The organism is Sulfuricystis multivorans (assembly GCF_003966565.1).
Classification (GTDB): Bacteria; Pseudomonadota; Gammaproteobacteria; order Burkholderiales; family Rhodocyclaceae; genus Sulfuricystis; species Sulfuricystis multivorans.
This window is the reverse complement of record NZ_AP018718.1, coordinates 2,533,906-2,559,497: the sequence shown is the minus strand read 5'-3', so window position 1 is coordinate 2,559,497 and position 25,592 is coordinate 2,533,906. Positions and strand designations below refer to the sequence as shown.

Annotated in this window: 30 protein-coding genes; 24 read left to right on the top strand and 6 right to left on the bottom strand. The window is 62.5% G+C overall.

All coding sequences use genetic code 11. The features are described from left to right. Positions 1-138: 138 nt before the first annotated feature. The 24 genes from rpmH (at position 139) to EL335_RS12775 (ending at position 21,962) form a co-directional block, all read left to right on the top strand. A complete protein-coding gene (gene rpmH / locus EL335_RS12890; RefSeq protein WP_126447540.1) occupies positions 139-273 on the top strand; it encodes a 50S ribosomal protein L34 in 135 nt (44 codons plus the stop codon). 6 nt (positions 274-279) lie between these two features. Further along, positions 280-693 carry a ribonuclease P protein component gene (gene rnpA, locus EL335_RS12885; RefSeq protein ID WP_126447538.1) on the top strand — a complete coding sequence of 138 codons (414 nt, stop codon included), beginning with the start codon at positions 280-282 and terminating at the stop codon, positions 691-693. A gap of 5 nt (positions 694-698) precedes the next feature. Continuing rightward, positions 699-911: a membrane protein insertion efficiency factor YidD gene (gene yidD / locus EL335_RS12880; protein WP_431306275.1), complete on the top strand. Its 213-nt coding sequence runs from the start codon at positions 699-701 to the stop codon at positions 909-911. A 36-nt stretch (positions 912-947) separates the two neighbouring features. Then, positions 948-2,582 (top strand): membrane protein insertase YidC, encoded by a 1,635-nt coding sequence (gene yidC, locus EL335_RS12875; protein ID WP_126447534.1) that lies wholly within the window; start codon positions 948-950, stop codon positions 2,580-2,582. Beyond that, positions 2,560-3,918 carry a tRNA uridine-5-carboxymethylaminomethyl(34) synthesis GTPase MnmE gene (mnmE, locus tag EL335_RS12870; protein ID WP_126447532.1) on the top strand — a complete coding sequence of 453 codons (1,359 nt, stop codon included), beginning with the start codon at positions 2,560-2,562 and terminating at the stop codon, positions 3,916-3,918. The genes yidC and mnmE overlap by 23 nt, the downstream gene beginning before the upstream one ends. A gap of 31 nt (positions 3,919-3,949) precedes the next feature. Beyond that, on the top strand, positions 3,950-4,729 hold the full coding sequence (locus tag EL335_RS12865) for a TSUP family transporter (RefSeq protein WP_126447530.1): 780 nt from the start codon (positions 3,950-3,952) through the stop codon (positions 4,727-4,729). 89 nt (positions 4,730-4,818) lie between these two features. After that, a complete protein-coding gene (locus EL335_RS12860) occupies positions 4,819-5,967 on the top strand; it encodes an ABC transporter substrate-binding protein (protein WP_126447529.1) in 1,149 nt (382 codons plus the stop codon). 59 nt (positions 5,968-6,026) lie between these two features. Further along, on the top strand, positions 6,027-7,061 hold the full coding sequence (locus tag EL335_RS12855) for a branched-chain amino acid ABC transporter permease (protein WP_126447527.1): 1,035 nt from the start codon (positions 6,027-6,029) through the stop codon (positions 7,059-7,061). Continuing rightward, entirely contained in the window at positions 7,058-8,851 is a 1,794-nt protein-coding gene (locus EL335_RS12850; protein ID WP_126447525.1) for a branched-chain amino acid ABC transporter ATP-binding protein/permease, read from the top strand. The genes EL335_RS12855 and EL335_RS12850 overlap by 4 nt, the downstream gene beginning before the upstream one ends. Before the next feature lie 2 nt (positions 8,852-8,853). After that, positions 8,854-9,582, top strand: coding sequence for an ABC transporter ATP-binding protein (locus EL335_RS12845; protein WP_284155373.1), 729 nt, complete (start codon positions 8,854-8,856; stop codon positions 9,580-9,582). Positions 9,583-9,708: 126 nt separating this feature from the next. After that, positions 9,709-11,583 (top strand): tRNA uridine-5-carboxymethylaminomethyl(34) synthesis enzyme MnmG, encoded by a 1,875-nt coding sequence (mnmG, locus tag EL335_RS12840; RefSeq protein WP_126447521.1) that lies wholly within the window; start codon positions 9,709-9,711, stop codon positions 11,581-11,583. Next, the gene (rsmG, locus tag EL335_RS12835) at positions 11,580-12,200 is read left to right on the top strand and encodes a 16S rRNA (guanine(527)-N(7))-methyltransferase RsmG (RefSeq protein ID WP_126447519.1); all 621 of its coding nucleotides are present in this window, start codon (positions 11,580-11,582) and stop codon (positions 12,198-12,200) included. Before mnmG ends, rsmG begins: the two co-directional genes overlap by 4 nt. Before the next feature lie 2 nt (positions 12,201-12,202). Continuing rightward, on the top strand, positions 12,203-12,991 hold the full coding sequence (locus EL335_RS12830) for a ParA family protein (protein WP_126447517.1): 789 nt from the start codon (positions 12,203-12,205) through the stop codon (positions 12,989-12,991). Next, a complete protein-coding gene (locus EL335_RS12825; RefSeq protein WP_126447515.1) occupies positions 12,988-13,857 on the top strand; it encodes a ParB/RepB/Spo0J family partition protein in 870 nt (289 codons plus the stop codon). The genes EL335_RS12830 and EL335_RS12825 overlap by 4 nt, the downstream gene beginning before the upstream one ends. A gap of 176 nt (positions 13,858-14,033) precedes the next feature. Further along, positions 14,034-14,369 (top strand): ATP synthase subunit I, encoded by a 336-nt coding sequence (locus EL335_RS12820; RefSeq protein ID WP_126447513.1) that lies wholly within the window; start codon positions 14,034-14,036, stop codon positions 14,367-14,369. Positions 14,370-14,373: 4 nt separating this feature from the next. Then, a complete protein-coding gene (gene atpB / locus EL335_RS12815; RefSeq protein ID WP_126447511.1) occupies positions 14,374-15,231 on the top strand; it encodes a F0F1 ATP synthase subunit A in 858 nt (285 codons plus the stop codon). A 54-nt stretch (positions 15,232-15,285) separates the two neighbouring features. Next, positions 15,286-15,531: a F0F1 ATP synthase subunit C gene (gene atpE, locus EL335_RS12810; RefSeq protein WP_126447509.1), complete on the top strand. Its 246-nt coding sequence runs from the start codon at positions 15,286-15,288 to the stop codon at positions 15,529-15,531. Positions 15,532-15,568: 37 nt separating this feature from the next. Next, a complete protein-coding gene (locus EL335_RS12805; RefSeq protein WP_126447507.1) occupies positions 15,569-16,039 on the top strand; it encodes a F0F1 ATP synthase subunit B in 471 nt (156 codons plus the stop codon). Positions 16,040-16,045: 6 nt separating this feature from the next. After that, positions 16,046-16,579: a F0F1 ATP synthase subunit delta gene (locus EL335_RS12800; RefSeq protein WP_126447505.1), complete on the top strand. Its 534-nt coding sequence runs from the start codon at positions 16,046-16,048 to the stop codon at positions 16,577-16,579. A gap of 11 nt (positions 16,580-16,590) precedes the next feature. After that, positions 16,591-18,129, top strand: coding sequence for a F0F1 ATP synthase subunit alpha (gene atpA / locus EL335_RS12795; RefSeq protein ID WP_126447503.1), 1,539 nt, complete (start codon positions 16,591-16,593; stop codon positions 18,127-18,129). Positions 18,130-18,150: 21 nt separating this feature from the next. Beyond that, the gene (gene atpG, locus EL335_RS12790; RefSeq protein WP_126447501.1) at positions 18,151-19,032 is read left to right on the top strand and encodes a F0F1 ATP synthase subunit gamma; all 882 of its coding nucleotides are present in this window, start codon (positions 18,151-18,153) and stop codon (positions 19,030-19,032) included. A gap of 3 nt (positions 19,033-19,035) precedes the next feature. After that, positions 19,036-20,433, top strand: a complete 1,398-nt coding sequence (gene atpD / locus EL335_RS12785; RefSeq protein WP_126447499.1) for a F0F1 ATP synthase subunit beta — start codon at positions 19,036-19,038, stop codon at positions 20,431-20,433. Positions 20,434-20,442: 9 nt separating this feature from the next. Beyond that, entirely contained in the window at positions 20,443-20,862 is a 420-nt protein-coding gene (locus EL335_RS12780) for a F0F1 ATP synthase subunit epsilon (RefSeq protein ID WP_126447497.1), read from the top strand. Between the two features lie 119 nt (positions 20,863-20,981). Then, positions 20,982-21,962, top strand: coding sequence for a PAS domain S-box protein (locus tag EL335_RS12775; RefSeq protein ID WP_126447495.1), 981 nt, complete (start codon positions 20,982-20,984; stop codon positions 21,960-21,962). On the opposite strand, the gene EL335_RS12770 is transcribed toward EL335_RS12775, so the two are convergent. The 6 genes from EL335_RS12770 to hpf form a co-directional block, all read right to left on the bottom strand. Then, positions 21,948-22,517 (bottom strand): ubiquinone biosynthesis accessory factor UbiJ, encoded by a 570-nt coding sequence (locus EL335_RS12770; protein WP_126447493.1) that lies wholly within the window; start codon positions 22,515-22,517, stop codon positions 21,948-21,950. The genes EL335_RS12775 and EL335_RS12770 overlap by 15 nt on opposite strands. Continuing rightward, entirely contained in the window at positions 22,517-23,248 is a 732-nt protein-coding gene (ubiE, locus tag EL335_RS12765; RefSeq protein ID WP_126447491.1) for a bifunctional demethylmenaquinone methyltransferase/2-methoxy-6-polyprenyl-1,4-benzoquinol methylase UbiE, read from the bottom strand. The genes EL335_RS12770 and ubiE overlap by 1 nt, the downstream gene beginning before the upstream one ends. Before the next feature lie 12 nt (positions 23,249-23,260). Beyond that, on the bottom strand, positions 23,261-23,683 hold the full coding sequence (locus EL335_RS12760) for a gamma-butyrobetaine hydroxylase family protein (protein WP_126447489.1): 423 nt from the start codon (positions 23,681-23,683) through the stop codon (positions 23,261-23,263). 71 nt (positions 23,684-23,754) lie between these two features. Next, positions 23,755-24,699, bottom strand: coding sequence for an HPr(Ser) kinase/phosphatase (gene hprK, locus EL335_RS12755; RefSeq protein WP_431306253.1), 945 nt, complete (start codon positions 24,697-24,699; stop codon positions 23,755-23,757). Continuing rightward, entirely contained in the window at positions 24,681-25,142 is a 462-nt protein-coding gene (gene ptsN, locus EL335_RS12750; RefSeq protein WP_126447487.1) for a PTS IIA-like nitrogen regulatory protein PtsN, read from the bottom strand. The genes hprK and ptsN overlap by 19 nt, the downstream gene beginning before the upstream one ends. A gap of 128 nt (positions 25,143-25,270) precedes the next feature. Further along, the gene (gene hpf / locus EL335_RS12745; protein WP_126447485.1) at positions 25,271-25,582 is read right to left on the bottom strand and encodes a ribosome hibernation-promoting factor, HPF/YfiA family; all 312 of its coding nucleotides are present in this window, start codon (positions 25,580-25,582) and stop codon (positions 25,271-25,273) included. Between the last annotated feature and the right edge of the window lie 10 nt (positions 25,583-25,592).

Sequence of the window (25,592 nt, the reverse complement as noted above, 5' to 3'; positions counted from 1 at the left end):
CCAATCGATTCTAAACGATTCACGCCAGGTTATCCACAACCCGATGAGCACCGGAAAGCGCTCATCCGTGCGAAATCCTTGACAGGTCTATCCTCGACAGGATGTAATACAGGGCTTTTTCCCAGACAAGGATTCGACATGAAACGTACCTATCAACCATCGGTGGTGCGCCGCAAGCGCACGCATGGCTTTCTCGTCCGTTCCCGCACCCGTGGAGGCCGCGCGGTACTGCGCGCCCGCCGCGCCAAGGGGCGTCATCGTCTGGCCGTCTGATCGCGCTTGAACGATTGCGGCGCCGATCCTGGTCGGTTTGGTTTCGACCGCTGTTTTCGGCTGCTCAGACCGCAGGAGTTCTCAGCGGTTTTCGATGCCAGGCGGGCCGTGCGCGGTGACCGTTTCGCCCTTCATTTCAAGGAAAACAGTCTGAAATACCCGCGCTTGGGTCTGGTGCTTCCCAAAAAGCAGGCGCGCAGCGCCGTCCTGCGCAACGCGATCAAGCGTCAGGTCCGCGAGGCCTTTCGCCTCAAGCGGCCTGGGTTGCCGGCGCTGGACATCGTCCTGCGTTTGATGCGGCCGGTGGCCGCAATCGAAAAAATGGACTGGCGAATGGAAATCGAGGGATTGTTCGACAAACTCGCCAAGACAGCCTCCAAGAGGCAGGAAGAGGACGCCGGGGAGCGCAGCCCGCGGTGAAAAATCTGCTGGCCAAGCCGCTGATCTGGCTGGTACGCGCCTATCAGCTCGTGGTCAGCCCCTTCTTTCCCCCCTCCTGCCGTTTCCATCCGACCTGCTCGCACTATGCGATCGAGGCGCTCGAAAAGCACGGCCTGCTGCGCGGTAGCTGGCTGTCGCTATTGCGCGTGTTGCGTTGCCATCCGTGGCATCCGGGCGGACATGATCCGGTGCCGTAGAATGGCGCACCTTTATCGTCGCAGTCTGCTCCGAACATGGACAACCAACGCCTGATTCTGCTGCTGGTCTTTCTGTTTTCCTGCCTGATGCTGTGGAATGCCTGGCAGCGCAAGGACTTGCCACCGCCGGTCCCTGCCGCGCAGACTTCCACGATTCCCGCGCCCGGCAGTGGTTCCGCTGTGCCCGCTCCCGGTGGTGCCGTGCCGCCAGCGCCGATTTCTGCGCCCACTGTTCCCGCGACGGCGAATTCTTTGGCCTTGAATCAGGCGGCCGTGTTGAAGGTGAGCACCGATCTCGTCGAGGCCGAGATTTCATCGCAGGGGGGGGATCTGGTGCGTTTGGAGCTCTTGAAGCACCAGGCGCACGACAACCCCGCCAAACATTTCGTGCTGATCGATCCGGCCTTTGGCTACGCCGCCCAGTCCGGGCTGATCGGGCCGGGCCTACCGAACCACAAATCACGATGGACGCTGCCGAAGCAAGATGCGGCGCTCAAAGAGGGTGAAGACAAACTCGAGGTCTTCCTCGAGGCACCGATCGAAGGTGGCGGCAAGGTCATCAAGACCTATGTCTTCAAGCGCGGCGATTATCTGGTCGATGTGCGCTACAAATTCGTCGGTGCCCAACCGCCGGCCGGTGCCCATGCCTATTTCCAATTGGTGCGCAACGATATGCCGCCGGAAGGGTCAGGAGGTGCGATGTCGACGTCCACTTTCACCGGCGCGGCCTTCTTCACCGATCAGGACAAGTTCAAGAAGGTCGAATTCAAGGCATTCGGCGAAAAAGGCAAGCATCCGACCGCGGCCGAGGACGGCTGGGTCGCCCTGGTGCAGCATTATTTCGTTTCCGCGTGGATTCCGGCCAAGGGTCCGCGCGAATACTTCACCCGCAAGCTGGACGGTAACCTCTACGCCGCCGGCGTCATCCTGCCGCTTACCGGTGCTGAGCTGACGGTGCCGCTCTATGCCGGGCCCCAAGAGCAGGACAAGCTGGAGAAAATCGCCCCTGGGCTGGAGCTGGTGGTCGATTATGGCTGGCTGACCTTCATCGCCGCGCCGCTCTTCTGGGTGCTGCAATGGATACACAAGCTGGTCGGCAACTGGGGCTGGGCGATCATCGTGCTGACGATTTTGATCAAGCTGATTTTCTTTCCGCTCTCGGCGGCGAGCTACAAGTCGATGGCGAAGATGCGCGTGCTGACGCCGAAGCTGATGAAGCTCAAGGAGATGTACGCCGACGACAAGCAGCGCATGAATCTGGAGATGATGGAGCTCTATAAGCGCGAGAAGGTGAACCCCTTGGGTGGCTGTCTGCCGATCCTCGTGCAGATTCCCGTGTTCATCGCGCTCTATTGGGTGCTGCTCGGCACCGTCGAGCTGCGCGGCGCGCCTTGGTTGGGCTGGATCACCGATCTGTCGGTGAAAGACCCCTATTACGTTTTGCCGATCGTCATGGGCATTTCGATGTTCGTGCAGACCAAGCTCAATCCGACGCCGCCGGATCCGATCCAGGCCAAGATCATGCTCTGGATGCCGATCGTGTTTACCGGCATGTTCCTGTTCTTCCCGGCCGGCCTGGTGCTCTACTGGACGGTCAACAACATCCTGTCGATCGCCCAGCAGTGGCAGGTCAACCGGATGATCGAGCGTGCCGGCCTCAAAGCCCACTGACACGATAGCCGCGATCGCGACACCGCCAGGCCGGGGCGGGATCGGCGTGGTGCGGGTATCTGGCCCCGACCTGTTGCCGATGGCGGCCCGGCTCACTGGCAAGCCAATAGAGCGTATCGCGCCGCGCCGCGCCCTGTTGGTGGATTTCCTCGCCGCGGACGGCAGATTGCTCGACCAGGGGTTGTTGCTCTACTTCCCGGCCCCGCATTCCTTCACTGGCGAGGACGTGCTCGAATTGCACGGACACGGTGGGCCGGTGGTGATGCATAGCCTGCTTTCCCGGTGCCTGGAGCTCGGCGCGCGACTGGCCGAGCCGGGCGAATTTTCACTGCGTGCCTATCTCAACGACAAGATCGATCTGGCCCAGGCCGAAGGCATTGCCGACTTGATCGATGCCGCATCCCTGCAGGCTGCCCGGGCGGCGGCCAGATCGCTCTCCGGCGAGTTTTCACGAGCCGTGCGAGCGCTCACTGACGCTCTGGTCGAGCTCAGGAGCCTGATCGAGGCCACGCTCGACTTTCCCGACGAGGAGCTCGATCCACTCACCGCTACCGATATCGTGCCGCGGCTGGAACGACTGCGCGCCGATCTCACCCGCTTGCGCACCCGTGCGCGTGAAGGCAGCGTTTTGCGTTCCGGTCTGACGGTGGTGCTTGCTGGGCTACCGAATGTCGGCAAGAGCTCGCTGCTCAACCGGCTGGCCGGCGAAGAGCGCGCGATCGTCACCGAGATCGCCGGCACGACGCGCGATGCAGTGCGCGAAACGATCCTCGTCGAGGGCATTCCGGTATCGATCATCGATACCGCCGGGCTACGTGAAACCGAGGACGCGGTCGAGAAGATCGGTATCGCGCGCACTTGGCAGGAAATCGGTCGTGCCGATGCGATCTTGCAGATCGTCGATGCCCGCTGCGGCATCACCCCAGCCGATCAGGCGATCGCCGTGCGGCTGCCGGCCGGCATCGAGCGCATCATCATCGAAAACAAGTGCGACTTGGCTAAGCGTCCGCCCGGCCGGCATCTCGTCCATGGCGTCGTCCACCTCATATTGTCGGCGAAGCAGGGTGCAGGAATGGAGTTACTGCATCAGGAACTGCTGCGTATCGCCGGCTGGCAGGGTCATGGCGAAGACGCGCTGCTTGCCCGCGCGCGGCACCTCGAAGCGCTGGCCGAGGCAGACGAATGCCTAGCCGCTGCCCATAGCCATTTGCATCGGCTCGAGCTGGCCGCCGAGGAGCTGCGGCTGGCCCAGCAGGCCTTGTCTGGCATCACCGGCGAATTCACCGCCGACGACCTCTTGGGCGTGATTTTCGGCCGTTTCTGCATCGGCAAGTGATGAAATTCGGCGCTGGTGGGACGGCATCCCGATGAGCGCATTCGATCCCGTTTGGCTCACGCTGCTCATCGCCGCGTTTTTCGCCGGTTTCGTCGATGCCGTCGCGGGAGGTGGGGGGCTGATCCAGGTTCCAGCCCTGTTTGCCGCGTTGCCGCGTGAATCGCCGGCAACCCTGTTCGGCACGAACAAGCTTGCCTCGATCTTCGGCACGCTTTCCGCAGCGCGCCGCTATGTCCGGGCGGTGACGCTTCCCTGGCGGCTGGTGTTGCCGGCGGCGGGCGCGGCTTTCTTGTTTTCGTTCCTTGGTGCCGCCGTGGTGGCCTGGCTGCCCAAGGACGTGGTGCGTCCGCTGGTGCTCGTGCTGCTTGTGGCGGTCGCGGTCTATACCTGGTCGAAACCGGATTTCGGGGCGAGCAAGCGCTCACCTCGGGTGGCTGCAGAGCATCTCGTCGCGGTGGCGATCCTGGTCGGGGCGCTGCTCGGTTTCTATGATGGTTTCTTCGGTCCGGGCGCGGGCAGCTTCATGATTTTCGCCTTCGTGCGCTTTTTCGGCATGGACTTCCTGCATGCATCGGCAGCGGCGAAGATTCTCAACGCCTCGACCAACGCTGGCGCATTGTTGCTGTTCGCGCCCACGAATCATGTGCTTTGGACGCTCGGTTTCGGCATGGCACTGTGCAATATCGCCGGTTCAAGGCTGGGCAGCAAGCTGGCGATCAAGCATGGCAGCGGTTTCGTGCGCGCTGTTTTCCTGCTGATGACATCGCTGCTGATCGTGAAAATTGCCTGGGATACATGGGGAACGCCGTGAACCCCTTTCGAATTCATGGACGAGAAGCTGCCGCGATGATAAATTGGTGCTGTTCTCTGCGTTTTTTGCCACAACTTAGGGAGGAGCCCATGAAAGCGAAGATGAAATCCCTGTGCTTCGCGCTGCTGGCGAGTGTCGCCGGCAGCGCGTTGGCCGATCTGAATGTCGGCGTCGTCGTCTCGGCCACGGGGCCGGCGGCCTCGCTCGGCATCCCGGAAAAGAACACGATCGCGCTGTTGCCGTCGACGATCGCCGGCGAAAAGGTCAATTACATCGTCCTCGACGATGCCTCCGATACCACTACCGCGGTCAAGAACACCCGCAAGCTCATCACCGAGGACAAGGTCGATGTGATCGTCGGTTCGACGATCACGCCGAATTCCCTGGCGATGATCGACGTCGTCGCCGAGGCCGAGACGCCGATGATCTCGATGGCGGCTTCTTCGCGGATCGTCGATACCACCAACCCGAAAGTCAAATGGGTGTTCAAGACGCCGCAGAACGACATCCAGATGTCGACGGCGATCGTCGAACACATGACCAGCCACGGCATCAAGAGCGTGGCCTTCATCGGCTTTGCCGATGCCTACGGCGAAGGCTGGTTCAAAGAGTTCTCCAAGATTGCCGAGGCGAGAAAGCTATCGATCGTCGCCAATGAGCGCTACAACCGCAATGACACTTCGGTGACCGGTCAGGTGCTGAAGATCATCGCCACCAAGCCGGATGCCGTGCTGATCGCCGGTTCGGGTACCCCCGCGGCCCTGCCGCAAAAGACGCTCAAGGAAAAGGGTTACAAGGGCACCATTTATCAGACTCACGGCGTGGCCAACAAGGACTTTTTGCGCGTCTGTGGCAAGGACTGCGAAGGCACGCTGCTGCCGGCCGGCCCGGTGCTCGTCGCCGCGCAGCTGCCTGATGGCAACCCGATCAAGAAGGTGGCGCTCGACTATGTGACCAGGTATGAGGCTGCGCATGGCAAGGGCAGCGTCTCGACCTTCGGCGCGCATGCCTGGGATGCCGGCATCCTGTTGCAGAATGCGGTGCCAGTGGCACTCAAGAAAGCCAAGCCGGGCACGAAGGAATTCAAGGTGGCGCTGCGCGACGCACTCGAAGGGCTGAAAAACGTCACCGTCTCGCATGGCATCGTGAATATGTCGCCGACCGATCATTTGGGCTTCGACCAGCGCGCACGGGTGATGGTCAAGGTCGACAACGGCGACTGGAAGCTGATCCAGTAAAATCGACCGGGTCTCGGAATCAGGGGCGTCGGATTCTCCGGCGCCCTTGTCGTTTCAAGATGGATCTGCAAATCGCTTTGCTGCTCGGCCAGGACGGCATCGTCACCGGCGCCATTTACGCGCTGCTGGCGCTGGCTCTCGTGCTGGTCTTCGCCGTCACACGGGTGATCTTCATTCCCCAGGGCGAATTCGTCGCCTATGGCGCGCTGACCTTGGCAGGCATCCAGACCGGGCAGACGCCAGGCACGATCTGGTTGCTGCTGGTTCTGGGGCTGGCGACGCTGGCGGTCGATGCCTCCGCCAGCCTGCGCGCCGGTGGCGGGCGGTTTCTCAGGTTGCTTGCGATCCAGCTCGTTTATCCGATTGTCATCATCGCGCTGCTTTTCTTTGCCGCTCCGCGCAACTGGCCTTTGCTGTTGCAAGTGCTGCTCGCCCTCGCGGTGGTGGTGCCGCTCGGGCCGCAGCTGTATCGGCTGGTTTATCAACCGATCGCCGAAGCCTCGGTGCTGGTATTGCTGATCGCCTCGATTGCGCTGCACCTGACCCTGGTCGGCCTGGGTTTGCTGTTCTTCGGTGCCGAAGGATCGCGCACCCTGGCTTTTTCCGAGGCGGCCTTCGATCTCGGAGCACTGACTGTCAGCGGCCAAAGCCTGTGGGTGATCACGACCAGCGTGCTATTGATCGTCGCGCTCTACTTCTTTTTCGAGAAGAGCCTCTATGGCAAGGCATTGCGCGCCACGGCGGTGAATCGTGCCGGCGCGCGGCTGATGGGGATTTCGACCACACTCGCCGGTCGCCTCACCTTTCTGCTCGCGGCGACGATCGGTGCGCTCTCTGGCATCCTGATCGCGCCGCTCACGACGATCTATTATGACACTGGCTTTTTGATCGGGCTGAAGGGTTTCGTCGGTGCGATCATCGGCGGGCTGGCCAGCTACCCGGTGGCGGCCGCCGGGGCCGTGCTCGTCGGCCTGCTCGAATCCTTTTCCTCCTTCTGGGCTTCGGCGTTCAAGGAGGTGATCGTCTTCACCTTGATCATCCCGGTGCTGTTGTGGCGCTCCCTGACCACGCATCATGTCGAGGAAGACGAATGAAGCCACGCAGCATCTTTGCCGCCTTCGTCGTGCTGCTGGTCATGGCGCCGCTCGCATTGCCGGAGTTCTATATCACGCTGCTCAATTACATCGGCCTGTATGCCTTGGTCGCCCTGGGTCTCGTGCTGTTGACGGGGATCGGTGGCCTGACCTCTTTCGGCCAGGCGGCGTTCGTCGGCATGGGTGCTTATGCGACTGCCTGGCTGACGACCACTGCTTCATTACCCGGCTGGCTGCTCCCTTTTGCCAACCCGTGGGGCGGGCTGCTCTTCGGTGTTTTACTCACTGCGGTGATGGCGCTGCTATTGGGCGCGCTGACGCTGCGTCTTTCCGGCCACTATCTACCGTTGGGCACGCTTGCCTGGGGGATTTCGCTTTATTTTCTGTTCGGCAATCTGGAATTCCTCGGCGGGCATACCGGCATCGGCGGTATCCCGGCGCTATCCTTCGCCGGCTTCGAATTGCGCGATGGCCGGCGGTTCTATTTCCTGATCTGGATCATCCTGCTGGTGGCGATCGGCTTGACGCGCAACCTACTCGACTCTCGTGCCGGTCGCGCGATCCGCGCCCTGAAGGGCGGCACGCTGATGGCCGAGGCGATGGGCGTCGATACCGGTCGTGTCAAGATCACCATTTTTTTGATCGCCGCTTTGTTCGCCTGCCTGTCCGGTTGGCTGTATGCACACTTGCAGCGCTTCTTGAATCCGACGCCCTTCGGCATCGGCATCGGCATCGAATATCTGTTCATGGCGGTGATCGGCGGCGCAGCGCATGTCTGGGGGGCGCTCATCGGGGCGGCGGTGATCACGATCATCAAACAGTGGCTGCAGGATCTCCTGCCGCAGCTTTTTGGCGCGACGGGCAACTTCGAGGTGATCGCCTTTGGCCTCTTGATGATCTTCGTGCTACACCGTGCGCGCGAGGGTCTATGGCCGCTGTTCGCACGCTTCGTTCCGGATCGCGGAAGCCGCATCGCCAGCGCCGAGTTTCGCGATGCTGCACCGCTGCCGCGTCGCACCGTTTTTGCAGCCGGCACCCCTTTACTCGAAGTCAGCGATGCGGTGAAGCAATTCGGGGGTCTTGTGGCCAACGACCGGATGAGCCTGAGCGTCGCCGCAGGCGAGATTCTCGCCTTGATCGGCCCCAACGGTGCCGGTAAGTCGACATTGTTCAATGCGATCACCGGGGTCGATCCGCCCACCAGCGGCACGGTACGCTTTCTCGGGCAGCAGGTGGCAGGACGTTCATCGCGTGCCATCGCCCGGATGGGCATGAGCCGCACCTTTCAGCACGTGCGCTTGCTGCCGGCGATGACGGTGCTGGAGAACGTCGCCCTGGGAGCCCACTTACGCGGCCGTTACGGCGTCGTCGCGGCGATGCTGCATCTGGAACGTGCCGAGGAGCGTCGGTTGTTGGCCGAAGCGGCGCGACAGTGTGCGCGTGTCGGTTTGGCGGAACACCTGGCTCAGACCGCCGGCTCTCTGCCGCTCGGCAAGCAGCGTATCGTCGAAATCGCTCGGGCGCTCGCCGCCGACCCCTGTCTGCTGCTGCTGGATGAGCCTGCCGCCGGACTGCGTTTCCTCGAAAAGCAGGCGCTCGCCGAGCTGCTGCGCCAGCTGCGCGCCGAAGGCATGGGCATCCTGCTCGTCGAACACGACATGGAGTTCGTGATGGATCTCGCCGACCGCGTCGTGGTGATGGAGTTCGGCAAGAAGATCGCCGAGGGTCTGCCGCATGAGGTGCAAAACGACCCAGCGGTGATCGAGGCGTATCTGGGGGGTGTGGAGTGACCGTGCCGATCCTCGAGGTGAATGACCTGTGCGTTTCCTACGGCAAGGTCGAGGCCTTGCATCACATCGCGCTGAAAGTGTTTCCCGGGCAGATCGTCACCGTGATCGGCCCCAATGGGGCGGGTAAGACGACATTGTTGAGCGCGATCATGGGTGTGCTGCCGTTCGAGCGCGGCGAAATTGCGTTCTGTGGAGAGGTAGCCACAGAAGTCGACATCGAGCGCATGGTCGCCTGCGGCATGACCCTGGTGCCTGAAAAGCGTGAGCTGTTTGGCGAGATGAGCGTCGAGGACAATCTACTGCTCGGCGCCTTCATGCGCCGACGGATGGGATTTCGCGACGAGCGGCAGATGCTCGAAAGCGTCTATGGCATCTTTCCGCGCCTCAGGGAGCGGCAGCGCCAAATGGCCGGCACGCTCTCCGGCGGTGAGCGCCAGATGCTCGCCGTCGGTCGGGCGCTGATGGCGCGGCCGAAGCTGTTGATGCTCGACGAGCCCAGCCTGGGTCTGGCGCCGCTGATCGTGCGTGAGATTTTCCGGGTGATCTCGGACCTGCGTGACTCGGGCGTGGCGATCCTACTCGTCGAGCAAAACGCGCGCGCCGCACTGCAGGTTGCTGATTACGGCTATGTGCTCGAAACTGGCGAGATTGCATTGGAGGGCGACTCCGACGTGCTGGCCGACGATCCAAAGGTCGTCGAGGCGTATCTCGGTCTGGGCGGTAAGCATTGAGCTCGATGTTTCACGTGAAACGCCGGTGCCGTGTTTCACGTGAAACAATTTTGAGTGCGAGCACGCTGGGGGGTATGATGTCGCCCTTTTCGAGTTGCTTGCCGCGCCGCCAGCGCCGAATTTCCTATGCAGTTTCCTGAACGCTACGATGTGATCGTGATCGGTGGCGGCCACGCCGGCACCGAGGCGGCGCTGGCCGCGGCGCGCATCGGCGCCCGCACCTTGCTGCTCACGCACAACATCGAGACGCTCGGGGCGATGAGCTGCAATCCGTCGATCGGTGGCATCGGCAAGGGGCATCTCGTCAAGGAGGTCGATGCGCTGGGTGGGGCGATGGCCTCGGCCACCGACGAGGCGGGCATCCAGTTCCGCATCCTCAATGCCTCGAAGGGTCCGGCGGTACGCGCTACTCGCGCCCAGGCCGACCGCGCACTCTATAAACGAGCGATTCGCCGTCGGCTGGAAAATCAACCGAATCTGACGATCTTCCAGCAGGCAGCCGACGACATCGTGGTCAGCGGCACACGCGTCTGTGGCGTGATCACGCGACTGGGTATCCGTTTCGAAACTACAACGGTGGTGCTGACCGCCGGGACTTTTCTGAACGGCCTGGTACATGTCGGGTTGGAGAGCTATCGCGCCGGACGTTTCGGCGATCCGCCCTCGTTGAGCCTGGCGGCCCGCTTGCGTGAGCTCGCCTTGCCGGTGGGACGGCTGAAGACAGGCACGCCGCCGCGGCTCGATGGCAAGACGATCGATTTCTCGGTGATGCAGGAGCAGCCAGGCGACGTACCGACACCGGTGTTCTCGTTTCTCGGCAAGCCAGAACAGCACCCGCGGCAGGTGTCATGCTGGATCACCCATACCAATCCCAAGACCCACGAGATCATCCGCGCCAATCTCGATCGTTCGCCGATGTTCGCCGGGGTCATCGAAGGCATCGGCCCCCGGTATTGTCCGTCGATCGAGGACAAGATCCACCGCTTCGCTGGCAAGGACAGCCACCAGGTGTTCCTCGAACCGGAAGGGCTCGACACCCACGAATACTATCCACAGGGGATCTCCACCAGCCTGCCGTTCGATGTCCAGCTCGAACTGGTGCGCTCGATCCGCGGCCTGGAAAAGGCGCACATCACGCGCCCGGGCTATGCGATCGAATACGACTACTTCGATCCGCGCGCCCTGAGGGCGACACTGGAGACGAAAGCGATCGCCGGGTTGTTCTTCGCCGGCCAGATCAACGGCACCACCGGTTACGAAGAGGCGGCCGCGCAGGGCCTGCTCGCGGGTGCCAATGCCGCATTGCAGGCGATCGGCAAAGAAGGCTGGTGGCCTCGCCGCGACGAGGCTTACCTCGGCGTGCTGGTCGATGACCTGATCACGCGAGGCGTCTCCGAACCCTACCGGATGTTCACCAGCCGGGCCGAATATCGGCTTTCCTTGCGCGAAGACAATGCCGACCTGCGGCTCACCGAGACCGGTCGGCGCCTCGGTCTGGTCGATGATGTCCGCTGGGACGCTTTCAACCGTAAGCGCGATGCCGTCGCGTTTGAGATCGAGCGGCTGAAGAGCGTCTGGATCAATCCGAACGTCGTCGCGGCTCACGAGATCGAGCGGGTGCTGGGCAAGCCGATCGAGCGGGAGTATTCGCTGTTCGATCTGCTGCGTCGCCCCGAGGTGAGCTATGTCCAGCTGATGACCCTGCCGGGGGCCGGCGCGCCGGTCGAAGCGCCGGATGTCGTCGAGCAGGTCGAAATCCAGGCGAAGTACCAAGGCTACATCGAGCGCCAGAAAGAAGAGGTCGAGAAAATGGCGGCGCAGGAAAACCTGCCGATTCCGCCCGAGCTCGACTACATGCAGCTCAACGGACTGTCGATCGAGGTGCGGCAGCGGCTGAGCCAGGCCAGGCCGCAGACGGTGGGGCAGGCGAGCCGCATCCAAGGCGTCACGCCGGCAGCGATCGCCGTATTGCTCGTGCATCTGAAAAGGTTGCGCGGATGACGCTGGCGGAAGGCATCGCTGCGCTTGGCCTCGCTCTGCCAACGGGCGCTGAGGAAAAATTGTCGGCTTATCTCGCCCTGGTGGCGAAATGGAACAAAGTCCATAACCTGACCGCGATCCGCGCGCCCGAGGCGATGGTGACCCAGCATCTGCTCGATTCGCTCGCGGTGCTGCCGATTCTGCGAAAGTCGGCGCTGGCAGGACGGCAATACACATTGGCGGACGTCGGCAGCGGGGCGGGTCTGCCCGGCCTCGTGCTGGCGATCGCGCAACCCGACTGGCGGGTGACGTCGATCGAGGCCGCGGGGAAGAAAGCGGCGTTCCAACGGCAGGCGAAAATCGAGCTGGGACTTACCAATGTGAGCATTTACTGCGGGCGTGTCGAAGACTGCCAGGAGAGATTCGAGGGGGTCATCGCGCGCGCCTTCGCTTCGCTCGGCGACTTCGTAAGACTGGCTGGACATTTGTCCGACAGGCTTTGGGCGATGAAAGGCGCGTATCCTGCCGACGAGATCGCGGCCGTGCCGAGCGGCTGGCGCGTGGTCGCCAGTCATGCGCTGCGCGTTCCGGGTCTCGACGCGCAGCGCTGCCTTTTGCAACTGGAAAGGGAACATTGAGCATGCACATTTTCGCGATCGCCAACCAGAAAGGCGGGGTGGGCAAGACCACGACGGCGGTCAACCTGGCGGCGGCGCTGGCGCAGGCCGGCCAGCGCACGCTGCTGGTCGATCTCGATCCGCAGGGCAATGCCACGATGGGCAGCGGCATCGACAAGCGCCTGCTTGGCGTGTCCGTTTATCAAATGCTGCTCGGCCTCGCGAGCCTCACACAGGCGCGGGCGCGCTCGCCCTCCGGCCATTTCGACGTGTTGCCGGCGAACCGTGACCTGGCTGGCGCCGAAGTCGAGCTGGTCGATCTGGAGCGCCGCGAGCTGCGCCTGCGCGATCAGCTGGCGCGCCATGCCGGTGAATACGATTTCGTCCTGATCGACTGTCCGCCGTCACTATCGATGCTGACTTTGAACGGCCTGTGCGCCGCCCACGGCGTCATCATCCCGATGCAATGCGAATACTATGCGCTCGAGGGCCTCTCCGACCTCGTCAATACCATCAAGCAGGTGCACCGCAACCTGAACCGCGAGCTCAGAATCATCGGTCTGCTGCGCGTGATGTTCGATCCGCGCTCGACGCTGGCCAACCAGGTATCGCAGCAGCTCGAAGCGCATTTCGGCGACAAGGTGTTCAAGACGCTGGTGCCGCGTAACGTCCGGCTAGCCGAAGCGCCCAGCTATGGCATCCCGGGGGTATTGTTCGACAAGCACGCCAAGGGGGCGCTGGCCTATCAGAGTTTTGCGCGCGAGATGATCGAGCGCGTCGGCAGATGGCAAAGGGAGGAGCAACGCACATGATTCAACGCAAGAAGGGGCTGGGCCGAGGGCTCGAGGCGCTGCTGGCGGGCAATGACGAGGCAGCCACGGCTGAAGGTCAGCAACGCCAGGCAACACTGCCGATCGGCGAGCTGCAGCCGGGCAAATATCAACCGCGCACGCGCATGGATCCTGGCTCGCTGGAAGAGCTCGCTCAATCGATCAAGGCGCAAGGCCTCATCCAGCCGATCTCGGTGCGCCCCATCGCCGGTGGCCGCTATGAGATCATTGCCGGCGAACGCCGTTGGCGCGCCGCGCAGATCGCCGGGCTGACCGAGGTGCCGGTGCTGATCCGTGAGATTCCGGACGAAGCGGCGCTCGCCATGTCGCTGATCGAAAACATCCAGCGTGAGGATCTCAACCCGCTGGAAGAAGCGGCCGGGATACAACGCCTGATCGACGAATTCGGCATGACGCATCAGCAGGCGGCGGAAGCCGTCGGCCGCTCGCGCACGGCGACGACCAATCTGCTGAGGCTATTGCAGCTCGCCAAGCCGGCGCAGGATCTTCTGATGGCCGGCGACATCGAAATGGGCCATGCACGCGCCATCCTCGCGGCGCCGAAGAGCGAGCAGGGGCGGCTGGCCGCCGAGGCGGCGGACAAGGGCTGGTCGGTGCGCGAGACCGAACGCCGCGTGGCCCGCGAACTCAATCCCCAGGCGCACAAGGGGGGGGCGGCGAAAAGCCGCGATCTCGAACGGCTCGAAGAAGAGCTGTCAGATTCGATCGGTGCCACCGTGAAAGTGAGCGCCAACCGCAAAGGGGCCGGAACACTGGCGATCCGCTTTGGCAGCCTCGATCAACTCGATGGCATCCTGAAACGCCTGCGTGGGGAGCAGGGAACTTGACATTGGCGAAATGATGGACCGATAAATTTGCTGCTTTGCAGCAGATATATTGACTTATTCAAGCAGTCGATTTATATTCGCGAGCTTTGACGGAAGCGCGCGTCGCCAATGGTGCTCGATGGTTCGAACCGTGGGCGACACGATGGGGAAACAGGCAGAATCAGGGTCGCTGGAGCATGTTGAAAACCCTCTTGCTCCAGGCGGTCGCGATCCTCGCGACGGCGGCATTGGCCGGCTTGTTCGCGGGGCGGATCGGGGTGCAATCGGCCCTGGCGGGCGGCATGGCCTATTTTCTGCCGAACCTGCTGTTCGTGCTGCGCCTCGCGGTGGCGATTGCCGCGCGGCGTGCAGGAGCGGTAGGATTTCTGATTGGCGAGGCCGTCAAGCTCGCAATGGTCGTTGCCTTGTTGCTGTGGCTGCCGCGAGTGCTGGAAATCCATTGGCCGGCGCTGCTCGCCGGCTTGTTCGCCGTGATGTTCGTGAATCTATTCGCGTTGTTGCTAAAAACTTGAAGACATGGCTACCGAGCACGCCCCCACTGCTTCCGAGTACATCGTCCATCATCTGACCCACTGGAAGAGCGCGACGCAAACGTCGCTGGTCGATTGGTCGGTCTTCCACCTCGACACGTTGTTTTATTCGGTGACCCTCGGCCTGTTCGCCGTTTTCCTGCTGGCGCGGGCTGCGAAGAAGGCGACGTCCGGCGTGCCGGGCCGCTTTCAGGCCGCGGTCGAGATCCTCGTCGAGATGGTTCATGACCAGGCCAAGGGGATCGTCCATTCGCCCGAATCACGCAAGTTCGTGGCGCCCTTGGCGCTCACCGTGTTCGTCTGGATCTTCCTGATGAACGCGATGGACCTCCTGCCTCTCGACCTGTTGCCCAATCTCTGGAGTGCCATCTACGGCGCCGCCGGGCATGACCCGCACCATGCCTATATGCGGGTCGTGCCAACTGCGGATTTGAACGCCACGCTGGGGATGTCGCTCGCCGTGCTGTTGATCTGCCTCTACTACAACGTCAAGATCAAGGGCCTTGGTCACTGGATCCACGAGCTGTTTACCGCGCCGTTCGGTGCCCATCCGTTGCTGTGGCCGGTCAACTTCGCGATGCAGCTGATCGAGTTCGTCGCCAAGACCGTTTCGCACGGCATGCGTCTGTTCGGCAACATGTATGCCGGCGAACTGATCTTCATGCTGATCGCGCTGATGGGCGCCGCCTGGGCCGGCACCTTCGGCAGCGGCTTGCTCTGGCTGGGCGGGGTGATCGCCGGCTCGATCTGGGCGATCTTCCACATTCTGATCATCACGCTGCAGGCTTTCATCTTTATGATGCTGACGCTGGTCTATGTCGGCCAAGCGCATGAAAGCCATTGATTTCGTTTTACCCCATCTTTCATTCAACCTTTATTTCAAACACAAGGAGTCATCATGGAAAGCATCGTTGGTTTCGTCGCGCTGGCCGCCGGTCTGATCATCGGTCTGGGCGCTGCGGGCGCCTGTATCGGCATCGGCATCATGGGCAGCCGCTTCCTCGAGGCATCTGCCCGTCAGCCTGAACTGATGAACACCCTGCAAACCAAGATGTTCCTGCTGGTCGGTCTGATCGACGCCGCGTTCATCATCGGCACCGGTATCGCGCTCTGGTACACCACTGCCAATCCGTTCATCAAGTAAGCGGCTTTTCCCTTTGACGCTTTGAAGGATCGATACCGTGAATCTGAACGCAACGCTATTCGCCCAGCTGGTTGTGTTCTTCATCCTGGCGTGGTTCACGATGAAATTCGTGTGGCCGCCCATCATGAAGGCGCTCGACGAGCGTGCGGCGAAGATTGCCGATGGTCTGGCGGCGGCGGACAAGGCGAAGACCGATCTGCAACTGGCCGAACGGCGCGCGACCGAGGAGCTGCGCAAGGCGCGGGAAGCCGCCAACGAAGTGCGCGGTGGCGCCGAGCGGCAGGCCGCCCAGATCCTCGATGAGGCGCGCGCCGAGGCGGCGCGCATCATCGCTGCCGCGCGTGCGGCTGCCGAAGGCGAGGCGGCCGTCGCTGCCCAGCGTGCCAAGGAAGCCCTGCGGGATCAGGTGGCGATGCTGGCCGTCGCCGGCGCTGAGCGCATCCTGCGCAAGGAAATCGACGCGGGAAAGCACGCCGAGCTGCTCGACCAGCTCAAGGCGGAGCTCTGATCTGCCATGGCCGAGAACGTTACCATCGCCAGGCCTTACGCCGAAGCCGCTTTCGAGCTCGCCAAGTCGGCCGGTGCTTTGACTGCTTGGCAGGATGCGCTGGCACGCCTGGCTGTCGCGGCGCGCGATCCGGCGATGCGCGAGTGCATGGCGGACCCTAGGCTTTCATCAGCGACGCTCACCGACCTGTTCCTCGGCGTGGCTGGCGAGCTGACGCCTGAGCAATGCAATTTCCTCAGCATACTCGTCGATAACCGCCGTCTCGATGTGCTGCCCGAAATCAGTGCCCTGTTCGATGAACTCAAAAACGCCCAGGAAGGCACGCGCGAGGCGCTCGTCACCTCGGCGTTCCCGCTCACTGAGGCGCAGCTCGACAAACTCGTCATCGACCTCGAGCGCAAGTTCGGCTGCCGCATCAAAGCGAGCGTCCAAGTGGACCCGGAACTGATCGGGGGAGTGCGCATCGCCCTGGGCGACCAGGTCATCGACGCTTCCGTCCGTGGCAAATTGAACGCCATGGCGGTTTCGCTCAAGAACTAGGAGCTATTTCAATGAATCTCAATCCCTCCGAAATCAGCGAACTGATCAAGAGCCGGATCCAGAATCTGCAACTGGCACCCACCGCCCGCAACGAAGGTACGGTGGTGACGGTGACCGACGGCATCTGCCGCATCCATGGCCTGGCCGACGTGATGCAAGGCGAAATGCTCGAATTCCCGGGCAACACCTATGGCCTCGCGCTGAACCTCGAACGCGACTCGGTCGGTGCCGTGGTGCTCGGCGAATACGAGCACATCACCGAAGGCGATACGGTCAAATGTACCGGCCGCATCCTCGAAGTGCCGGTCGGCCCTGAGCTCATCGGCCGCGTCGTCAACGCGCTGGGTGAGCCGATCGACGGCAAGGGCCCCATCGAAGCGAAGCTCACCGACAAGATCGAGAAGGTCGCGCCGGGCGTGATCTGGCGTAAGTCGGTGTCCGAGCCGGTGCAGACGGGCCTGAAATCGGTCGACTCGATGGTGCCGATCGGCCGCGGCCAGCGCGAGCTGATCATCGGCGACCGTCAAACGGGTAAAACCGCCGTCGCGGTCGATACCATCATCAACCAGAAGGGCAAAGACCTCATCTGTATCTACGTGGCGGTCGGCCAGAAGGCTTCGACCATCATGAACGTGGTCAGGAAGCTCGAGGAAACCGGCGCGATGGACTACACCATCGTCGTTGCCGCGACTGCTTCGGAATCCGCCGCGATGCAGTTCATCTCCCCCTATGCCGGTTGCACGATGGGCGAATATTTCCGCGACCGCGGTCAGGACGCGCTGATCATTTACGACGACCTGACCAAGCAGGCCTGGGCCTATCGGCAGATTTCGCTGCTGCTGCGCCGCCCGCCGGGCCGCGAAGCCTATCCGGGCGACGTTTTCTATCTGCACTCGCGTCTGTTGGAGCGCGCCGCGCGCGTCTCTGAAGCCTGGGTCGAGAAGATGACCAATGGCGCCGTCAAGGGCAAGACTGGCAGCTTGACCGCATTGCCCGTCATCGAAACACAGGCCGGCGACGTCTCCGCCTTCGTGCCCACCAACGTGATCTCGATCACCGACGGTCAGATCTTTCTCGAAACCGACCTGTTCAACGCCGGCATCCGGCCGGCGATCAACGCCGGTATCTCGGTGTCGCGCGTCGGTGGCGCGGCCCAGACCAAGGTGATCAAGAAGCTCGGCGGTGGTGTGCGTCTCGCGCTGGCCCAGTATCGCGAGCTGGCGGCTTTTGCCCAATTCGCCTCCGATCTCGATGACGCGACGCGCAAGCAGCTCGAGCGCGGCCGGCGTGTCACCGAGCTGATGAAGCAGCCGCAGTACTCGCCGCTGCCGATCGCCGAGATGGCGGTGTCGCTGTTCGCGGTCAACCAAGGCTTTCTCGACGACATCGACAGCAGCAAGATCCTGCCCTTCGAGGCGGCGCTGCATCAATACATGCGTCAGCAACACGGCGCGCTGATGGAGAAGATCGAGACGACCAAGGATCTGGACAAGGAGGGCGAAGCGGAACTTTCCGCCGCCATCGCCGCGTTCAAGAAGACCTGGGCCTAAACCCGTCGGGAGAAACGCGCCATGGCAGGCGGCAAGGAAATTCGCACCAAGATCAAGTCGGTCCAGAACACCCGCAAGATCACCAAGGCCATGGAGATGGTGGCCGCATCCAAGATGCGCAAGGCGCAGGAGCGGATGCGCGCCGCCCGTCCCTATAGCGAAAAGATCCGCCGGTTGGCCGCGCATCTGGCTGCCGCCAACGTCACCGAGTACCGGCATCCGTTCCTGGGCAAAAAGGGTGGCTTGGAACACAAGCGCGTCGGTCTGGTGGTCGTGACGACCGACAAGGGTCTTTGCGGTGGCCTCAATACCAACGTGCTGCGCATGACGCTCAATGCGGTGCGCAAGTGGGAAGCCGAAGGCGCCACGGACATCCGTGCCACCTGCATCGGCAACAAGGGCCTGGGCTTCATGCAGCGTCTGGGCGCCAACGTCATTTCACATGCGGTGCACTTGGGCGATACGCCCCATTTGGACAAGCTGATCGGACCGATCAAGGTGATGATCGACGCCTTCCAGAACGGTGAGCTGGATGTCGTGTATCTCGCCTACACGCGGTTCATCAATACGATGCGTCAAGAGCCGGTGCTGGAGCAGTTGCTGCCCCTGACCGGCGAGCGGCTCGGCACGCCAGAAGGCTCCTGGGACTATCTGTATGAGCCAGAGGCCAAGGTGGTCATCGACGAGCTGCTGACACGCTATGTCGAGGCGCTGATCTATCAGGCGGTCGCCGAGAACATGGCTTCCGAGCAGTCGGCGCGCATGGTGGCGATGAAGGCGGCGACCGACAATGCGGGCACCGTGATCAAGGAGCTGCAGCTGGTCTACAACAAGGCCCGCCAGGCTTCGATCACCAAAGAAATTTCTGAAATCGTCGGCGGCGCGGCCGCCATTGCGGGGTAAAACATGAGTCAAGGAAACATTGTTCAATGCATCGGCGCGGTGGTGGACATCAAGTTCCCCCGTGGTGAAATGCCCAAGGTCTTCGACGCCCTGACGATCGATCCGAGCGAGACCGGCTGTGAGGCGGGCCTGACCTTCGAGGTCCAGCAGCAGCTCGGCGACGGCGTGGTGCGCACCATTGCGATGGGCTCCTCGGATGGCCTGCGCCGCGGCATGAAGGTCAACAACACCGGTGCGCCGATCTCGGTGCCGGTCGGTCATGCAACGCTGGGTCGCATCATGGACGTGCTGGGCCGCCCGATCGACGAAGCGGGTCCCATCGCCACCGAAGAGCGCCGGGCGATCCACCAGAAGGCGCCGGCCTTCCGCGAGCTCTCGCCCTCGGTCGAGCTGCTCGAGACCGGCATCAAGGTGATCGACCTGATCTGCCCGTTCGCCAAGGGCGGCAAGATCGGCCTGTTCGGCGGCGCCGGCGTCGGCAAGACCGTGAACATGATGGAGCTGATCAACAACATCGCGAAACAGCACTCCGGCCTGTCGGTGTTCGCCGGCGTCGGTGAGCGCACCCGCGAGGGGAACGACTTCTATCACGAGATGAAGGAGTCGAACGTGCTCGACAAGGTCGGCATGGTGTTCGGCCAGATGAACGAGCCGCCGGGCAACCGTCTGCGCGTCGCGCTCACTGGCCTGACGATGGCCGAGGCTTTCCGTGACGAAGGACGCGACGTGCTGCTGTTCATCGACAACATCTACCGCTATACGCTGGCTGGTACCGAAGTGTCGGCGCTGCTTGGCCGCATGCCGTCCGCGGTGGGCTACCAGCCGACACTGGCCGAGGAAATGGGGCGGCTACAGGAGCGCATCACCTCCACCAAGGTGGGTTCGATCACCTCGATCCAGGCCGTCTATGTGCCGGCGGACGACCTCACCGACCCGTCGCCCGCAACGACCTTCGGTCACCTCGACGCTACCGTGGTGCTCTCGCGCGACATCGCCTCGCTGGGCATCTATCCGGCGGTCGATCCGCTCGATTCCACCAGCCGCCAGGTCGACCCGAACATCATCGGCGACGAGCACTACCAGACCACCCGCCGCGTGCAGGCGACGCTGCAGCGCTACAAGGAATTGCGCGACATCATCGCGATCCTCGGCATGGACGAGCTTTCGCCCGAAGACAAGCTCACCGTCTCGCGCGCGCGCAAGATCCAGCGCTTCCTGTCTCAGCCGTTCTTCGTCGCCGAAGTGTTCACCGGCTCGCCCGGCAAGTATGTGACGCTCAAGGAGACGATCAAGGGCTTCAAGATGATCGTCGATGGAGAATGCGACCAGCTGCCCGAGCAGGCCTTCTACATGGTCGGCGGCATCGAAGAAGCTTTCGAGAAGGCCAAGACACTTCAGTAAGGGGCCACGATGGCACTCACCGTTCATGTAGATGTCGTCAGTGCGGAAGAGTCGATCTTCTCGGGCCTGGCGGAGTTCGTCGTGCTGCCCGGCGAGGCCGGCGAGCTCGGCATCCTGCCGGGCCACATGCCGTTGATGACGCGCATCAAACCCGGCGCGGTGCGCCTGAAGATTCCCAACCAGAGCGAGGAAGAGCTGATCTTCGTCGCTGGCGGCGTACTGGAGGTGCAGCCGGGGCTGGTGACCGTGCTCGCCGATACGGCGATCCGCGGCAAGGATCTCGACGAGGCCAAGGCGCTGGAGGCCAAGAAGCGTGCCGAGGAGGCGATGGCCAACAAGAACGCCGAGATGGACTTCGCCCGCGCCCAGGCCGAACTGGCCGAGGCGGTGGCACAGCTGGCGACCATCCAGAAACTGCGCCGCAAGTAGGCGCTCACCTATTTGCATGCGCAAGGGCAGCTACGGCTGCCCTTGAGTTTTGTTGCAAAGTCGGCGCTGGGGGGACGGCACCCGCTAAAATTCAGCCTTCTTCGTGGCGGTCCAACCAGATGCGACACAGCAAGGAAGCCCAGGAACGAGCCGTTGCCCTGATGCGCGCCGGCGAAAAGCCGCTGCTCGACATCGCGCGCGAATTCAACGTCTCGACGACTACGCTGCGCACCTGGTTTCGCGCCAGCGAGGCGCGCGTGCGGGCGCAATTGAGCGCCAAAAGGGTAGCGACCGCATTGTCGCAGGAGAAATATACCCGGGCCAGTCAGCGACAACGTCTGCTGATGCATGCGCTGGAACAAAGTCCGGCGACGATCATCGTCACCGACAGCGAAGGCAAGATCGTCTACGCCAATCCGAAGTTCGTCAGCACTACCGGCTACCGGATCGAAGAGGTGATCGGCCTGACGCCACGGATCCTCAAGTCGGGGGAAACCTCACCGGAAGAGTATCGACGGCTGTGGAATACCATCAAGGCGGGAAGGGAATGGCGTGGGGTCTTCCATAATCGTCGCAAGGATGGCTCCCTGTATTGGGAACGCGCTTCGATCTCGCCGGTACATGATGCGAAAGGCCGCATCACGCATTTCATGGCGGTGAAAGAAGACATCACCAGCTTCATGGAAGCCGATGCGGCGCGGCGGCGAATCGCTGCCGAATTCACCGCTGTATTCGCGGCGCTGCCGGCAGCCATCGTCGTGATCGACGCGCAGCAGAGAATCCTGCTCGCCAACCCCGCCGCCGAGGTGTTGCTCGGTGCGCCGCTTGCCCGTGGTATGAGGTTTGCCGAACTGAACCTGCGCTGGGTGGATGCAGACAGTGCCGCGCTCGCGGTGGCCGATCATCCCGTCCTGCAGTTACTCGCAGCGGCGGGTAATGACACCGCGCGGCAAGCCGTCGTCGGAGTGATTCCGCCCAAGGGCGGCGTGCGTTGGTTGCGCTGCCAGTGCCGGACGGTCGCGATGCCCGAAAACGACGAGGCGGTGGTCCTGATGGTGATGAACGAAGCGGATGAGCCGCAGGGGTCAGCGGCCGAATGACGCCAGACGACTCTCGAAGCTGCCGAGCGCGGCGGTGAGGCGATCGATTTCGGCGCGTAAGACGTCGAGATCGTCCCTGGGCACTAGCAAGCGTCGTTCATGCGCGAGGTATTCGGCGAGGTTTTCGGCAAGCCTTACTGCGGTGCGGCGCTGCCATTCGGAAAAGCGCGCGGCGGCGAGCACGAGCCGATGTGCGGCGATGTCGCCGACGAGCCATGACAGGTCTTCTTCTATGTCCCAGCGCAGATTGCGGAAGACGAAGGACAGCGCCGTTGCGAATTCGGCGTTGCCTTCGACGCTCAACTGGGCCATCGCCTTGTCGAGCCCCTGGGGCAGCTTGAGTGGCGTGTCGGCCGGCAGACGGATGACGACGTCGGTCGGTGTCGAGCCGTCAGCCGCAGACAGGCGGCCTTCTGCAGTGATTGCGAAGGAGAGGGCCAGCGGCGGAATGTCGAAGCTGGCGCGGCGGCCAGCGTAAGGCATGAGCCGTGTGCGCGCCCAGGGCGCGCCGTCGAGCAGATGATTGAGCAGGGCGAGCAAAGGCCGTTCGATCATCAGATCTTGTAGCCACGGTGCAGCGCGACCACGCCGGCCGTCAGGTTGAAATAATCGACGTGGGAGAAGCCGGCCTGTTCCATCATCTGCTTCAGGGTTTCCTGGTCGGGATGCATACGGATCGATTCCGCCAGATATCGGTAACTGTCCGGATCATTGACCACTTTCTTGCCCAGCCACGGCAACACCTTGAACGAGTAAAAGTCATAGGCGTAAGACAGAGGTTGCCAGATCTTCGAGAATTCGAGTACCAGCAGACGGCCGCCAGGTCGCAGCACGCGCAACATTTCCCTGAGCGCCTGTTCTTTGTGGGTCATGTTGCGCAGACCGAAGGCGACGGTGACGATGTCGAAATGGTCGTTCGGGAAGGGCAGTTTCTCGGCATCGCATTGGGCGACGGGACCGGTCTTGCCTTCATCGAGCAGTCGGTCGCGGCCGCGTGTGAGCATCGCGTTGTTGATGTCGGTAAGCCAGACCTCGCCGGTCGGGCCGACGCGCTCATGGAAAGCGGACGCCAGATCGCCGGTGCCGCCGGCGATGTCGAGGACGCGTTCGCCCGGCCGCGCGGCGGCGACCTGCAGGGTAAAAAGCTTCCACAGGCGGTGCAAGCCGACGGACATCAGATCATTCATCAGGTCGTACTTGTCGGCGACCGATGAAAACACGCCCTTGACGCGTTGCGCCTTCTCGCTTTCAGGAACGGTCTGGAAGCCGAAGTGGGTATTCGCCATGAGTCGTTCCTGTCAGTGGTGGCCGCAACCCCCGCCAGTCTTCGGTGGCTGCGTGGTGGAATCGATGTCGCGGCTTAAGCCGGCCGCTTCGAGACGGGCGAGATAGTCAGCCCAGAGCGCATCGCGGTTCTTGCCGTAGTCGTAAAGGAGATCCCAGGAATAGATCCCGGTATCGTGGCCGTCGGAAAAGACGGGCTGAACGGCGTAATTGCCTACTGGTTCGAGGGATTTGATATCGACGTTGCGCTTGCCCGTCTGCAGGGTTTCCTGCCCTGGTCCGTGACCGCGCACCTCGGCGGAGGGCGAATAGACGCGCAGGAATTCGTAGGAAAGACGAAAGTTGCTGCCGTCGTCGAAGGTGATCTCCATTTCGCGCGACTTCTGGTGCAACTTGATTTCGGTAGGGTTGGGAGTCTTGCGGTCGAGTCCGGCCATGATCGCCTCAGAAGGGGTTGAAGATAGACCAATACGTGGGGTCTCGACATCATAGCGCAAGGCGCTGAGTATCAGCCGAACTCGGACTGATCCAGGGCGCGTTGCTGGCGCTGCAGGAATTCCTCCATGCTGTCGATGCCTCTGAGCAGCAGGATCGTCTGGCGCACTGCCGCTTCGAGCAGCACGGCGAGGTTACGGCCGGCGGCCACCGGTAACACGACCTTGCGTACTGGCACACCGAGCACGTTCTCGGTCAGCGCATCGAGGGGCAGGCGCGCCATTTCGCCAGAGGCCGCGGAGGGCCGCTGTAGGTGGGCAATCAGCTTGAGGCGCATCTTGCGCCGACAGGCGGTTTCGCCGAAGACGGTGCGGATGTTGAGCAGCCCCAAGCCGCGCACCTCGATGAAATCCTTGAGCAGCTCCGGACAACGGCCCTCGAGAACATCGGGGGCGACGCGTGAGACCTCGACGACATCATCGGCCACCAGGCCGTGACCGCGCGTGATCAGCTCGAGGCCGAGTTCGCTTTTGCCGACGCCGGAATCGCCGGTGATCAGCACGCCGATGCCGAGCACGTCCATGAACACGCCGTGCAGCATGACGGTTTCGGCGAGCTGGCGCGAGACATAGATGCGCAACGCGTCGATGACCTGCGCGGTGGGCAGCGGCGTGGCGAACAACGGTGTGTCGGTAGCCTCGCAGGCGGCGCGAATCTCCTCGAGGATGTCGCAGCCATCGGCGACGATGATCGCCGGCGGGCGGGCATCGATGACCTGCTGGAAGATGTGCTCGTGGGGATCGCCCAGGTGGCGCTTGTACCAGATGATCTCGGGCGAACCGAGCACCTGCACGCGGTCAGGGTGGATCAGGTTCAGATGGCCGATCAGATCGGCCGGAGAGACATCGTCGCGATTGACGGCGATCGGGCGGTTGAGGGTTCCGCCGATCCAGGTGAGTTTCAGCCGTTCGCGATTCTTTTCGAACAGCTGGGCGACGATCAACTGACCGATGGCCACTGCGTGAAGAGCGAAAACACCGCATTCACATCCGCTGCAGCGGCGAGATGTTCGCGGAAGTTCTTGTCACTGAACATCTGGGCCAGTTCGGAGAGGAGCTGCAGATGGTGTTCGCTGGCTGCCTCGGGGACCAAGAGGACGAACACCAGATTGACCGGTTGATTATCCGGCGCATCGAATGGAACTGGTGCCGCCAAGCGGAAAAAGGCCCCACGCGCTTCCTTCAAGCCTTTGATGCGCCCATGCGGAATCGCGATGCCGAGACCCAGCCCCGTCGAGCCCATCTTTTCGCGCGCGAAGAGCGCATCGAATACCGTGCTTCTGGAGATACCGTAACGTTGTTCGAAATGTTGCCCGGCCTGTTCGAACAGGCGCTTCTTGCTGGTCGCATCCAGACCGACGACGATGTCGTCGCTGCTGAGGAGTTGAGCTATCAGGTTCATTTCAGGTAAGGGGATCGCCCGTTCACCCTGAGTGAAAAGGGATTCGCCGCTGCCGGGGGTTTCCCGAATCTGGCGAACAGGGGGCGAAGTATATACCCCGCCTCCTTTCCCGTGGATGATTTCGCCGCTTACTCGAGCGCTGGACGGGTATGGCCGTGATCGTTGTGCTTGCCCTTGTACTTTTGCACCTGGCGATCGAGCTTGTCGATCAGGGTGTCGATCGCGGCGTAAAGATCGCTATCGCTGCTGTCGGCGTAAATGTCCTTGCCCTTGACGTGCAGCGTGATTTCGGCCTTCTGCACCAGCTTCTCGACGGAAAGGATCACATGGACGCTGGTGACGTGATCGAAATGCCGCACGACCCGCTCCAGCTTGGAGGAAACGTAATCGCGCAGGGCCGGGGTGACCTCGATGTGGTGTCCAGTGATGGAGAGATTCATGATGGCTCCT